The 14,123-nt window shown below is 40.7% G+C and carries 9 protein-coding genes; 4 read left to right on the forward strand and 5 right to left on the reverse strand.

Annotation, left to right across the window (positions count from 1 at the left end):
* Window positions 1-5,106 (reverse strand): gliding motility-associated C-terminal domain-containing protein, encoded by a 5,106-nt coding sequence (locus tag AAC073_RS08705; protein WP_339923467.1) that lies wholly within the window; start codon window positions 5,104-5,106, stop codon window positions 1-3.
* An 80-nt stretch (window positions 5,107-5,186) separates the two neighbouring features.
* Here AAC073_RS08705 and AAC073_RS08710 point away from each other — a divergent pair, with 80 nt between their 5' ends.
* Genes AAC073_RS08710 through AAC073_RS08720 form a run of 3 tightly spaced genes read left to right on the forward strand, consistent with a single transcriptional unit; the run spans window position 5,187 to window position 8,313 of the window.
* Entirely contained in the window at window positions 5,187-6,236 is a 1,050-nt protein-coding gene (locus tag AAC073_RS08710; RefSeq protein WP_339923468.1) for a type IX secretion system membrane protein PorP/SprF, read from the forward strand.
* A gap of 12 nt (window positions 6,237-6,248) precedes the next feature.
* Window positions 6,249-7,478, forward strand: a complete 1,230-nt coding sequence (locus tag AAC073_RS08715) for a M48 family metallopeptidase (RefSeq protein WP_339923469.1) — start codon at window positions 6,249-6,251, stop codon at window positions 7,476-7,478.
* Window positions 7,479-7,524: 46 nt separating this feature from the next.
* A complete protein-coding gene (locus AAC073_RS08720; RefSeq protein ID WP_339923470.1) occupies window positions 7,525-8,313 on the forward strand; it encodes a phytanoyl-CoA dioxygenase family protein in 789 nt (262 codons plus the stop codon).
* Between the two features lie 124 nt (window positions 8,314-8,437).
* Here AAC073_RS08720 and AAC073_RS08725 read toward each other — a convergent pair whose 3' ends face one another.
* The 4 genes from AAC073_RS08725 to AAC073_RS08740 all read right to left on the reverse strand — a co-directional run bounded on the left by AAC073_RS08725 (window position 8,438) and on the right by AAC073_RS08740 (window position 12,993).
* Window positions 8,438-9,232: a hypothetical protein gene (locus AAC073_RS08725; RefSeq protein WP_339923471.1), complete on the reverse strand. Its 795-nt coding sequence runs from the start codon at window positions 9,230-9,232 to the stop codon at window positions 8,438-8,440.
* A 114-nt stretch (window positions 9,233-9,346) separates the two neighbouring features.
* The gene (locus AAC073_RS08730; protein WP_339923472.1) at window positions 9,347-10,159 is read right to left on the reverse strand and encodes a metallophosphoesterase; all 813 of its coding nucleotides are present in this window, start codon (window positions 10,157-10,159) and stop codon (window positions 9,347-9,349) included.
* A gap of 100 nt (window positions 10,160-10,259) precedes the next feature.
* Complete coding sequence (locus AAC073_RS08735) at window positions 10,260-11,321, reverse strand: NAD(P)H-dependent glycerol-3-phosphate dehydrogenase (RefSeq protein WP_339923473.1); 1,062 nt, start codon at window positions 11,319-11,321, stop codon at window positions 10,260-10,262.
* Complete coding sequence (locus tag AAC073_RS08740; RefSeq protein WP_339923474.1) at window positions 11,299-12,993, reverse strand: 1-acyl-sn-glycerol-3-phosphate acyltransferase; 1,695 nt, start codon at window positions 12,991-12,993, stop codon at window positions 11,299-11,301. Before AAC073_RS08740 ends, AAC073_RS08735 begins: the two co-directional genes overlap by 23 nt.
* A gap of 119 nt (window positions 12,994-13,112) precedes the next feature.
* On the opposite strand from AAC073_RS08740, the gene AAC073_RS08745 reads away from it, so the two are divergent.
* The gene (locus tag AAC073_RS08745) at window positions 13,113-14,087 is read left to right on the forward strand and encodes a polyprenyl synthetase family protein (protein WP_339923705.1); all 975 of its coding nucleotides are present in this window, start codon (window positions 13,113-13,115) and stop codon (window positions 14,085-14,087) included.
* Window positions 14,088-14,123 lie beyond the last annotated feature (36 nt).

The following is a 14,123-nucleotide window of genomic DNA, read 5'->3' on the forward strand; positions in this document are numbered from 1 at the left end:
CTATTCTATGACGACAATGGCGTCTCTTTTTATTTTGTTTATATTTTGTTCCTCATTGGTAAACTTCACAACGATGGGATATGTTCCCGAAGGCACTTTTCTTCCATTAACCATGCCATCCCATCCACATACAGAAATGTTCTCTGAAATATTTTCCTGTTCACAGAAATAAATCAATTCTCCCCAGCGATTGTATATCAAAACTGAAAGCGCATCAATTTCCCCTGTAGTGTAAACCAAGAATCCTCTGTCTGGATCACCAGGTCTAATCGCGTTCGGGTAAATCACATTTACTTCGCATACCTCCGTAACCGTGAAATTAAGGGTATAATCACATCCTTCTACGTCGATCACCATTAAGGTATAGTTTCCTTCATCTACAGGGGTAAAAGTGGGATCAGTACTTACCAAAACACCTCCTAAAGACCATTCATAACTGTCCCAATCTCCTACTTCAAGGGTTACCAAATCATTTGATGCCAAGCAAATGTCATAATTTGGAGACAATACAGGTGGAAGGGAGTCTATTTGGTTAATCGTTATTTTCTCAGCTCCAAGAAGGCAACCAACGGCATTGAACAATTGGATTTCATAGGTTCCGGCACTGTTAATTGTCAAATTAACCATCTCTTCACCAACAATTAAGTTTTTGGAAGCACCTACAACATAGTACCACTCGATTCGGTCTACCAATGATAAATCGGCTTCTGCTATAATTTCGGTCGTTACTACACCTCCACAAAAACCTGGGCTGGTTAAAACGATCTCTTGGTCTCCTGAAAGAATCTCATAAGTGCCTGGCGCTGGAACAGCACAGCCCAATTCATTGGCGACTTCAACCACATAGGTACCTTCAGGTAGTGCTATATTGATGCTGGTCCTATCATTAAATGTAGCGTTTGCTTTTTCTCCTGTAGCTACATTGGTTATGGTATATTCCCCTGAGGCTGGATCTCCATCGAAAACAATTACGATGGCACCCTCTTGCGATCCAGCATCACTGCAGGATTCAGGAAGCGTTGAAACAGCAAAGGAAACATCATCAGGAGGCGTACTATTTTCTACAACCGCAGAAAGAGTCGTCTCGCAAGATCCAATGTACCCAGTAAATGTATAGGTCCCTGGGGCCAGGTTATCAATGGTGATCTGGGAGTTTTCCTGAATATCAACAAACTCTTCATCTGTCCCCTCCAAAACCAATCTATCCAATTGGGTAATAACCTCCACTACTATACTCCCATTAGACAGGGTACAGCTTTGGGAGGGAATGACATCCGTCACCGAAAATTCTGGCAAGCCATTTACCTCCAATGTTGCCATTCTTTCGACCAAACAATTACTATTTAATGGGTCAGCTGCTTGAAATAATAATTCATAGGTTCCTGGTCCATCAAGGTCCCCCGTATTCAATTCTAGTGCTTGACTTTCTCCTAATAAAGTATACCCTCCATCTGAGTCATTTCGAATAGACCAGGTACCTGAAACAGGCGTGTCAGGGGAGAAACTAACAGAATCACCAAAGCAGACAGCTGCGGCTGATTGTTCGATTGTAAAATCAAAGGGTGGGCCTACAAAAACCGACTGACTAACCGGGCAGGTCTGGTATTCATAATCCTCATCCTCCTCCTCATAATCATCCGGAACCATATAGCCTACAAGTACTGTATAAATACTCTCTTCAGTGACCGTCAATTCATTGCTATTCCCTACCACTACTCCCGCCGCATTTACCCAACGGAAATAATATTCACCAAGTCTTGGGTCCTCAGGATCTACTGCTACCAGAGTTATATCCTCTCCACAAAGAGAGATTTCGTCTGGCAGCATGATTACTGGCGTGGGCACAACCTCCACCTCATGCCTAAATACTTCTTCCCAAGGTGACCCACACCTGTCTACCTGCAACTGTACCGTATAAATGCCTACTTCCTGAAAGAAATATTCCAGCTCCTGCAATTCTTCCCCTCCATTCAAAAACTCATCAACGACCTCACCCTCCGAATCGAATATTGTCCAATTATAAATGTCAATATCTGGTTCACCCCCCCCTTCAAACTCTCCTCTGGCGCCAATGTCATTGCCCAGGCAAAGTCTATCCGGTCCATCGAGACTTGGGTCGGGAATGGAACTTCCTGAATTTTGAACAAATGAGGGCAACCCTAAATTAGTTGTTCCTGGCATAGGGGCCACCCCCTGTTGGGTAAAAGTAGAGGGGTTACAATCTCCTCCAACCTGAACTTGACCTATTTGGTTCGACCCTACCACTGCTGAGTAGATTTGCCCATCCGGACCAATCTGTAAGGCGCCCAAGAGCAAACTTTCAGTACCCGAAATCACCGCTTTACTTGATAAAATGCAGCTTTCTATTTGGGCTTGAAATTTAGCATCCTCAAAACATTCCGGGCATACAGTGGTTACGGGGTTTTCCGGATCACTGTCGTCTGTTTCCTCGAAACCTTGTATAAAATATTCTTCAATTCCCGGACCTCCATTGGTGTAGGAAACAAACACCCTATTGGAGTCGTCCGAAAACTCCAGCCCATAAATGTCACCTTCAGTGCCCAAATCAAGCAAGGCATAGGGTTCCATTTCGCCAGTTTCTTGATCGAAATCAAATATTTCCAGCTTATTGGATCCGCCTTCTTTAAAGGTAACGGCCACCTTATCCCCATCGGAAGAAAACTTCATGGTGCCTGATCCATCACCAAAATCAAAGTTGCTACCAACAGAATTAAAAACTGGCTGGCCTATACCGTTATCATTCACAGGATATAAGCGGTAAGTATTGTTCCCTTTTTCATGGAAAGCTACCCAGATGGTATCACCAGAATTAAAAGCCGCAGAATGCTGGGTACTGGGACTAAACAGAAGATTGTCCTTCGTGACTACATTTCCTATCCCATCGGGGTTATCTCCCTTAATATCAACTAGAGAATACCTTACTTCATTCTGACCTCCAGCTCCTAATTGGGTGGTAAATAAATAGTAAAGGGTTTCATCAGTTGCTATGGGAACGGCCATAACACTGCTACTGGAAAGATTGTCTCCCCCAATGTCTTCGCCATTTTGCATGGCATCACCATTAAGGTCCCAAACAGTCTGTCCGTCTGTATAAAACAAAACTTGACCAGTTTGGTCTGAAACGGTAGTCACACCTGCAGGAATATCTTGCGGATGAGCGGTTTCAATTGGTCGTGGAGTAGGTGCCTCTGGGTCCTCAGGATCTCTATTGAAATCCAATCCTGCTCCATCCCCAAAATACCAGATATTATTGCTTTGGTCTTCTATATCCCAAATCTTAATCCTTATTCCTGCATAAGCATAACAGGTAGATCCTTGTTCCCTCACCAAAACCCAGTAATATCCTGGCTCGCAAACCTCGTTAGGAGATTCTGTTTGCCAACCCTCATCTCTTTTATTGGACCAAAAATATTCATAATTCGTTTCTCCCTGTCCTTGGCCTCCCGTACCACCTCCGATATTTCCTCCACCCTGTTGTCCTCCTTGACCTCCTCCATCTTCACCTTCACTCTGGGCCTGCAACAAAGGCATCAAATCGATACAGGCAGGCTCACAAAGTGTCGTATCTGAGGGACTGAACTGAGCAGTCAAATTATTTTCTGTCAAGGAAATGCTTTTGGTAACATTTCCTGTCTCACCATTTGCATAAGTAACTGTAAGACTTACTGTTACTTGTTCTTCAGCAGTAGCTTCTTTAGGTAAAAGTAGGTGTTCGACTGAAAGGTCCATTTCTATCTCTTCGCCTTCCTCATCGACAAGTGGTGGCAAGATCTCCCATTCAAAACTCACGGGACGGTAATTTTGTGGCGTCACTTCACTGGTCAACTGAATAGAAGTATTCATACACGGCATCTCAGGATCCCAGGTAAAATCTACAGTAGGCCCTAAATCTATATTCGGAGAGAATTGAGGAAAAACAGTACCACAAAAATCACTGCCGTCAAATGGTAGCTCTTCTATAGCCAGCCCTCCCATGCTCCACTCATCTGGCATGGTCACCCTACCAACAAACTGAGGGCCGCCTTCTACTTCTTCATAGATATAGTAAAGCTGGTCATCCGGCCCTACTTTAACATCATATACTTTATAAATTTCGGAAGTAAGCGGCAGATTAACAGCTGTGGCACTTGGGATTTGACTAGCAGGAATTTCAGGAGCTATCTCTTCCTCACTTATAAAAACCCTATACAATTCATCTCCCTGAGAATAATAAAGAAAATCTCCCTCTGGGGAAACGGCCAAGCCCGTTATTAATTCAGTCCCGCCGGTATCAGGAATAGTTGTAGGCTCTCCAAACAAACCCGTATCTGCATCAAAGGGAACAACCAAAATATCCTCATCGGGACTTTCGGAAACGATGTACAGCACCCCAGCCCCCTCATCAAATAGCATCGTCTGAGGTGCAAATGCCAATGATAAAATGTCTGAATCTGTAAACAGTCCCTCCTGCTCTTCCAGTCTTTTGGCTGTCAAGCTACCATTGTCATAGCTGACAATATAGTCAGGAGAGCTCCCTGATTTGACCGCTAAAATTGCCCCTTGTGCATTCCCAATTGTCCCTCCTTGTGTGACGGCACCTGCTGGAGGCTGATCGGATGGTGCTCCACCCTGATCATTCATGTCTACTAAACTGTATTGAAGCTGACCATCCGAAGCGGTATAGAAGATGTAAAAATCTCTTGAACCACCTTCCTCCAGGTCATAGTCTAATGCGGATATTGCCACAGACTGGCGGGCAGTTTCTACTCCGCCCAACTCACCTACAACTCCTTGCATGGCGTCATTCAGGTAGTTGTAAACCAATGCTCCATCTGTGTAAAACAATATTTCTCCAGTAATGGGGTCAATCGCCATGGCCGTATTGGCTTTGCCTAGCGTAATGTTCCCAGATAGGCTTTCAACTTTGGCCTTTCCATCTTTGCCAAATGAAACATAATTATTCTCTCCCCCTTCGCAATATCCAAAAATCCATTCATTGTTATTGAACCCTTGAGTGTAACTGGTCAAAGGAATGCTTAAACACCAAAATAAAAATATTACTTTAATAATAATTTCAAATATGTTTTTAAAATAGTTAGATTTCATAAATTAGGCGCAGCTTTGCATACAGTTTATATTTGCTATACGTTAATAAACTGTTTGGTATTCAATAAACGAATAAATCTTTGTTTCAGGCACAAATTAATACAGTTTTTTTGACCTTGGTCTTTCTGGCAACAGGAATTAATGCATTTGGGCAAGACCCACAATACAGCCAATACTATGCAGCGCCACTATACCTAAATCCTGCTTTTGCTGGCGCCGAACTCGCTACAAGAGTAGGCGTTAATTATCGGAATCAATGGCCCGGATTGGAAGCAAATTTTTCTACTTTTTCTGCCTATGCAGATACCTATGTAGAAGAATACAATGTGGGGGTGGGTTTTTTGGTAACGAATGACACAGAAGGAGTATCGGGATTACAATCCACTCATGTATCTGGAATCTTGTCTTATGAACTTAAACTGGCAGACAATTTGTATTTCAAGCCTGGTTTTCAGGCAAGCTATATGCGTAGGGATATTGGTTTTTATGAAAACCTGGTGTTTGCCAATCAAATAAATCCATCCGATCCTTTTGGCCCAATCCTTCCAGGAAATGACATTACAGGCTTAGGAGATCCGGTAAATATGTTGTCGCTTTCTTTTGGTGGGTTGGTATTTACAGATAATTTTTGGTTCGGCCTTTCCACCCACCATATCAATCGCCCCAATCAAAGTTTTTTGGATGAAGGTATCAGTCGCTTACCCGTCAAATACTCTATACATACAGGTTATAGGATTTCATTAGGAAGAGGCTCTCCTAGAAATGATTTTACTCATACTTATAAAGAACGCTACTTCACTCCTACTATTAATTATAAAAGGCAAGGGCCATTTGAGCAACTTGACTTGGGCGGTTACCTCTATTTAGAACCAATAGTATTAGGGGTATGGTATAGGGGACTCCCATACAAGCCAGTTGAAAAGCAAAGCAACAGAGATGCAGTAGTTTTAATGGTAGGGTTCAATTTACCCTCTGGTTTAAATATTGGGTACAGCTTTGACTACACCGTCTCTAAACTAGGCATACAATCGGGTGGTGCTCATGAAATCAGCCTTTCTTACATCTTTCCACCTAAAAATCCTGGTGCTCCAAGAAAAAGGGACACAATTCTTCCATGTCCTAAATTTTAATAATTTTGTATCATGGATCAAGAGACAATTAAGTACCTATTACTTTTCGTAGTTAGTTTCAATTTTATTTTTGAAAAAACCCTTAACTACCTTAATGTAAATAGGAAAACAGGAAACATTCCCACTACCCTTCAAGCTTTTTTAAACGTTGATAAACTAAAAGAAAGCAAAGCTTATCAGCGCGCTGGGTATCAATTTGGCTTGATAACAGGCACTTTTACTTTTGTGCTTACCTTATTATTGATAGGCTTTGGCTTGTTTGGATTGCTGGATGAATGGCTCCGAGCTTTTATCCAAAATCCAATGTTACTCACACTGGCTTATTTTTCAATTGTCTTTATAGGCTCCGACATCCTTTCTATACCCTTTGATTATTACCAAACATTTAAAATTGAAAATGACTTTGGATTCAACAACAGCACCCTCAAAACATTCCTTCTAGACAAAGTAAAGGGTTATCTCCTTTCAATCATTATTGGAGGTGCGTTGCTTGCCACTTTATTATGGCTTATTCTTGAGTTAAGTCATGACTTCTGGTGGGTTTTCTGGATCGTAGCTTCCCTTTTTATGCTATTAGCCAATTTATTCTATGCTGGATTGATTCTTCCATTGTTTAATAAGCTAACCCCACTAGAAGATGGAGAATTAAAAGATGCGATTACCTCTTATGCCAATTCAGTCGATTTTTCTTTAAAAAATGTTTTCGTAATGGACGGTAGCAAACGCTCCTCAAAAGCAAATGCCTTCTTTTCTGGCTTTGGTAAACGAAAGAAAGTGGTGCTTTTTGACACCTTGATCAAACAACATACCCAAGAAGAACTTGTAGCGGTATTGGCCCACGAAATAGGCCATTATCAAAAAGGACATATCAAAACAGGAATGTTAGCTGGAATTCTTCAAACAGGGCTAATTCTTTATATTCTCTCCTTATTCATTTTCAGCGAACCTTTGAGTTTGGCACTTGGAGGAAATCAAATGGCTGTACATCTCAACATCATTGGGTTCACCATGTTATTCACCCCAATATCAATGATTTTAGGTATGGGTATGAATTATTTGAGCAGAAAGAATGAATTCGAAGCAGATGGATTTGCTAAAACTACATTCAGTGGCCCTCCTCTTGCTAAGGCATTGAAAACACTTTCCGTAAAAACGCTCTCAGACATCAACCCTCACCCACTCTACGTATTTATCAATTATTCCCATCCCCCACTAATGCAACGGTTAGCGGCACTTGAATAACAACTGATTTGTTTACAATTTATTGATTCAATAAACCCATAACAAAATGAATGAGTTTCTCCAAAGAATGGATGTTTCCTCCGATTTATTGACCAAAGAGGAGCAGCAATTATTAAGGATCAATGGCTACCTCAACCTGGGAAAGTTACTTTCCGATGATAGCCTAATAGAGATAAGACAGCGGGTGGATGAAATTCTTGAGGAGGAGGGCGAAAATGCAGGGGCAGAACTGATGCAATCCCCAAGTATTCGACACCCTAAGGAATCCGGAGCTACCAGAATAGGTGACTTGGTAAACAAGGGAGCTGCATTTGACATCTTCTATACGCACCCTAAAGTATTGGCTGCGATCAGTATGGTACTTGGAGAGCAATTCAAGCTTTCATCACTTAATTACCGAGCTGCACTACCGGGAGCAGGCTTGCAAAAACTTCATGTGGATTGGCCAGAATCCATTCAGAATACGGATTTTATGGTATGCAATTCGATCTGGTTATTGGATGACTTTTTTAAGGAAAATGGTGCTACCAGGGTAGTTCCAGGTACTCATTTACAATCTGCATTGCCCGCTGAAGCCATGGATGACCCTATGGATTCACATCCCGATGAGAAAATAATAGTGGCGGAAGCAGGGTCTGTTGTCATATTCAATTCCCACACCTGGCACGGAGGAACGACCAACCACACCGCCCAACCAAGAAGGGCAATCCACAGTTATTTCTGTAAAAGAGATCAAGTCCAGCAAACCAATCAGCGCCAATTTATAAGGAAAGGTACGCTTGAAAGGATTTCAACCGAAGCCGCTTACTTATTAGGGCTAAAGGAAGTTTTATAAGTCATTTGAGCGTGTGTTATTCTGAGTAGGGGGGATTTTTTAACCTAAAAACAGGTAATGCCAAAAATCAAAGGCCAATAGGTCAGATTAGATTTCTTTAATTTTGCACACGAGATGGGAGCAATTATAAATAAACGAACATCGGAGCACTCAATAGCCTTGTGTCGGTTTCATTTTTATAAAGTCCAGCAGGGTCTGGATGTGGAAGCCCCTTAAAAATAATTTTTCCGTCTTGCACCAAATCAAATGAATGTTCAGGTTTTTGTCTTAAAGGAATCAATACCTTACTATCATATCGCATTGCACTTTGACCATTATGAAGAACTACTTTGGTTGGCCCGCTAAATTGAATGCCTGAATCACTAGCAATAGACATCTCCGTTAAGGGGCCACTATTGTTTAAAATATTATATTGGTATTGGATTGACTGGGTTTTAAAGTTGATGTTAAAATGAACATTTCCCCCAGCTTCTAAAGCTGGTATTAAGGCATTTAAACCGATACGTAAACTCCCTACAGCAGAATCAATTTGCCCCTCCTTAAAAACAGGATGAAGAAGCGTTATTTCATTTTCGGTTTGGTTCAATTCATCGTCACTTGAATATTGGAAAAAACCTAATCTGTCTACAGGAAAGTCAGTATAGAAAGTGAAATAGGTATCTTCGCTAATTATATCAAAATCAAAGTACTCAATCCCAGTTTCAAGAATTATAGCCTTTAAATAATCAGACAGTGGAGATGGGCTTGCTGCAAATAAATCCATGCCACCCTCCCTTTTATTCACTAAGAAATTTAACCGTGACATGGATTGTCTGGAAGATAGGGAGGGAATAAGGGTAAAAGGAGCTTTTTTGTCTCCATTAAAATAAGAATGACTTATATCTATTTTAAAAACAAGCTGGTATTGGGTGGTGCTCATGCTGACTTTGCTAATTAAATAATGGACCGATAAATCCTTAAAAACCAATAGTGAGCTAATGCCCACTACTCTATGGCCTCCTATCTGATTTCTTAATTTTACTATCCTTAAACGTTATTCTTTCTCCACTTTTGAGAGCTCTAAAGAAATGAATTGATGCTGAATGGTATCGGATGAAACATCCCAAAGTCTAAAACCATAAGGTCTCTCGTCGAAATTCTTACTGGTAGTTTCACCACTGACAAACTGAATGTTTTCATAATTGTTAACCAACAATTTATGTGTATGTCCTGACAAATACGCCAAAACATTGTTACTTTTAAACAAATCCAAGATCCATTTGCGTTTTATTGGTGGTATATTGTAATATTTTTCTTCTTCCTCTGGATCTTCCAGGAATATAGGATAGTGCCCAATTACAAATATGGGAAGTTTTTTAGCTTCCTGATTTTTAAGGGTCTCTTCAAACCATTTGTCATGCTTAGCAGATTCACTCCCAATATCAACTTTCCATAACTGGGTATTGGTCACAATAAACGAATATCCTTTGTTTTGAAAATCAAAATAATCTTTCCCTATTGTCTCTCTGTAATAATTAAGAGTTGTATCATTTGGTATGTTTCCAACATCATGATTTCCGGGTGCCAAATGGCAGGGCACATTTAGTGTTTCCAGAATTTCCAGAAAGTCTGAATAAGAACTGTCACTGGCATTGTGAACCAGATCACCACATATCACGGCAAAGTCAGGATTGAGTTCATTAATTTGTACAACAGCCTGTTTGAATGTCATTATGTCATGCGCATAACCTCCCATCCCCAACTGGGTGTCACACAACTGCACAAAACTAAATGGCTGCTGCTCTTTTTCAGCACAAGAGAAACAAAAGGCGAGTAGCACAACAATAATCAGGGTATTCAAACGCAAAATCATCCGGTTTAATTTTATAGAATTAGCGGCGTAGCATAATAACTTCGCTCCGTAAACAAATATAATCAAAAGAATTTTCTGGCGTTTCTGCAAATTTTTAATCAAAGAAATCAATGTCAGTATAAATAGGGAATTTCATCAGGTATTGAAGAGCTGCCTCCACCTTTAGGTCTTCAAACAAAACTTTGTAAAGGTTTTCTGTGATGGGGGCTCGTAAATCTGTAGACTCCAAAAACAACTTTATCAACTTTACGGTATTAACCCCCTCAGCCACTTCTTCCATATCAGCCACTATATCGGTAAGCTTTTCCCCTTTGGCTAGCCTAAAGCCTAGGGTATAATTTCTAGAAAGCGTGGAATTACAAGTAGTCACCAGGTCACCAACTCCCGCCAATCCTAAGAATGACTTGGTGCTTCCTCCCATGGCTTTGCCCAGATAAACCAATTCTACCATCCCTCTGGAAATCAAAAGTCCTTTGGCATTGTCACCAAGTCCAAGACCTGACAATGCACCAGAGGCTATGGCTATGATGTTTTTCAGGACACCAGAAAGCTCCACACCTATAATATCCGAGTTGCCATACACCTGAAAATTGTCGGATCGCAAAAGTTGCTGCCCTTCTCTGATTACCTCATTGTAGCGACTCGCAATCACCGTGGCTCCAGGTTGATTTTCTAAAAGCTCCTTGGCCAAATTGGGTCCTGCCAGACATCCGATCCTTTCCACAACCGTCTCATCCATGATCACTTCACTCATGGTACAGATATTCTTCCGCTGTATTTTTTTAATATTCCCCAGGTCTTTACCTTCTGGAAGGTTAAGAGAAAGGCCCTTTGTACCATGAATTAAAAAATGGTAGGGATGAAGATACGGGGCAAACCTTTTCATCACTTCTCGAAATGCAGAAGAAGGAATCATTGGGAACATTACATTGCACGAATCACAAATCAATTCAGGATCAGTTGTGGCACGTATGCTACTTGCCAATTTCCGATTCTTGACCATATGCGTCTTGTTAATGGCTTCCACCACTGCCTCATCTCTGGCGTATACCAAGACATTGTTTTTCTCTGCCAGCAAATTGGAAATTGCAGTTCCGAAACTACCGATCCCTATCACCCCTATCGGTTTATTTTCAGATGATTTTTTCCAATTCATATCCATCAAGTCTGTTATGATAATAATACAATAAACTTATATCCTCAGTTACGATATTTCCCACTTCATTTTTTTTGAGCGGTCTTTTGGCATGATACATCCCTACATTTTGTAAGCCATGCTGAATAATCTCCTCTAGCCCAGCATTCATATGAGGCGCCATATGGACGGCCCCTTCTTCCCTAAGTTGCTGTATTCTCGCTAAAACCAAACCACAAGCCTCTTTGAAGGTGTCATAAGGCAAGAAAAGATCCTCTTCAGGAAGCCGAAGCAAGCTAAAAAGATCCAATTTGTTGTTCTCTCTTTTAAGTAGCCTAAATGCCGTAAATGCTACCAGGTGGCTACTAAAAACCCTGTTTATTTTGTGGAATTCCTCCACTATTCTTTTGCCTAATTTTTTGCTGTACTCCTCTTCTCGTTGCAAGTCTACATTTACCTTTTCATCCACCATAAAATAGTCCTTGCAATCAATGCTTCGACCATGGGCATCCCTACTGTTTCCTTCCGCGTCTACGTAGTTACCTAATATATCCATGGCTTTGCCAATGGACACGGATATATCTGAACCTTTAGTAAAGAATTTCACTAAAAATTTAGAGATTTTATAAGAAGTAGAAAACTCATCGGACTCACTGTAATATCTTTCTTGTCCGGTAGAGTTGAGGTGTTCTTTTATCAGGCTAGGCGCTTCAAGTACAAAATGATAATTGATTGCTACTGGAACGATGAATACCTTACCAGATTCAGTCTCCCCTTTTTGATAATTGGCTCTTTGGGCTTCTATTGCTGTACTTAATAGGCCAAGTTTAACTTTCGATTCAATATTTCCACTTCTGGAACGTGTTCCTCCTGGGAAAAACAAGCTGTGACAGCCAAATTGAATGGCCTCTCTGGAATAGGTTTTCAAGGTTTCCAGGTAAACCTGATTTTTTTTCCGTCTATCTACCTTATAGGCACCCAGGGCATTCATAAAATAAGCGAATATCTGGATATTAAATAAATTTAGCCCCGCTCCATAGATGAATGGAGGCAAACCCAAAGTACTTATGGTCCAACCTATTAATATACTGTCCAGGTTACTGAAATGGGTGGGAACCATCACTATGGTACCCTTAGAGGCAAGTTCTCTGATTTGATCTGTTTCTCCTATAATTTGAATTTTATCCTGAAGCCTGTACCGGTTGCTGAAAATCGATTTGAACCCTTTGGCCCTAGAAGTGTTTAGCAATCTCGAAAAACCGAAAGACACAAATCTCTTGGTCAATTTATAATGACTGTGTTTAAAATTACTCGCTATCTCCTCAGCATATCTTTTGGTAATTCTAGTAAGCACTTCAAAGTACTGCTGCTTCTTTTTTTCATCCTCGATTTGTTGGTCGGAATCTAGTGCCAGAAGAGCGGCTTTAACTTCCGCCCAAAACTCCATCTCATCATCAGGGTCAACCGCCCATGAGTTTTGTTTAATACGCATCCTTTCTTTAAAGAGCGTAATTTCCAACCCCTCTTTAAGTGCCTGTAACTGATTGCCAGTAAGCCCTTTAATATTCCCAACACTCGACTCCACCACCTGCTGAATAAATTCTTTACGGCTTTTACTTAGTTTTACCACAGGCCATTCATCCTTCTTGGGGAGGATCGGCTCATACTGGTGTTTAATATAGTCGTCGGTCAAGTTTATGTCGTTTAGTTGTTCAAAGATAACCAAAAATAAAATTCATTAAACAGAATTATCAATTGAGCGGTTTTGTCAATGGTGGAATAGATTGTATTATTGCATCATCTAAAGGTCAAATGAATCAGGATTTAAAGCAGATACAAGCCCCAATAGCCACCGAGATGGCTGATTTTGAAAAGAAATTTCGCTCTTTCATGCAAAGTAAGGTGAAATTATTGGATCATATTACCCAATATATTGTCCGAAGAAAAGGAAAGCAAATGCGACCGATGTTTGTTTTCTTGACTGCAGGAGTAAGCGGCAATATTTCAGAATCAACCTATAGAGGTGCGGCTTTAATAGAATTATTGCATACAGCCACTCTCGTACATGATGATGTGGTGGATGATGCCAACTATAGAAGAGGTTTTTTCTCAATCAATGCCTTGTGGAAAAATAAAATCGCTGTCTTGGTTGGAGACTATTTGCTCTCCCGAGGTCTCCTATTAAGCGTGGACAATGGTGATTTCGAGTTACTTAAAATCGTTTCCAATGCGGTGCAAGAGATGAGTGAGGGTGAACTTTTACAAATATCCAAAGCACGTAAACTCGACATTACTGAGGACGTTTATTATACCATTATTCGTCAAAAAACAGCAAGCCTTATAGCCTCTTGTTGTGCTGTAGGTGCAGCTACTTCTGGATCCTCTGAAGAAAACATTGAAAAGATGAGGCTTTTTGGTGAAAAAGTCGGAATGGCATTTCAGATCAAAGATGATCTATTTGATTATGGCGAAGATGTTGTAGGAAAACCTGTGGGTATTGATATCAAGGAGAAGAAAATGACGCTGCCACTCATATATGCACTCCAAAATGCCAGCTGGATCGACAAGAAAAAAATCATCTATAAAATCAGGAATAAAAGTGAGCACAAGGCTACCATTAATGAAATCATAGCATTTGTTAAAAATTCAGGCGGACTGGAATATGCTCAAAAAATAATGAACAATTATTACCAAGAAGCGCTAACCTTATTAGAAAATTTTCCTGAGTCCCCATTCAAAAATTCTTTGACTACCCTGGTAACCTATACCATCGAAAGAAAAAAATAGGCCGTAATTCGGCTTATCCCGGAAAACACTGGGATT

Origin of the sequence: uncultured Cyclobacterium sp. (assembly GCF_963977555.1) — a bacterium.
GTDB lineage: Bacteria > Bacteroidota > Bacteroidia > Cytophagales > Cyclobacteriaceae > Cyclobacterium.

Excerpts from the sequence above, each read along its gene's own strand:
- AAC073_RS08705 (WP_339923467.1), bottom strand. The coding sequence starts at position 5,106 with ATGAAATCTAACTATTTTAAAAACATATTTGAAATTATTATTAAAGTA.
- AAC073_RS08715 (WP_339923469.1), top strand. The coding sequence starts at position 6,249 with ATGGATCAAGAGACAATTAAGTACCTATTACTTTTCGTAGTTAGTTTC.
- AAC073_RS08720 (WP_339923470.1), top strand. The coding sequence starts at position 7,525 with ATGAATGAGTTTCTCCAAAGAATGGATGTTTCCTCCGATTTATTGACC.
- AAC073_RS08725 (WP_339923471.1), bottom strand. The coding sequence starts at position 9,232 with ATGAGCACCACCCAATACCAGCTTGTTTTTAAAATAGATATAAGTCAT.
- AAC073_RS08735 (WP_339923473.1), bottom strand. The coding sequence starts at position 11,321 with ATGAATTGGAAAAAATCATCTGAAAATAAACCGATAGGGGTGATAGGG.
- AAC073_RS08745 (WP_339923705.1), top strand. The coding sequence starts at position 13,113 with ATGAATCAGGATTTAAAGCAGATACAAGCCCCAATAGCCACCGAGATG.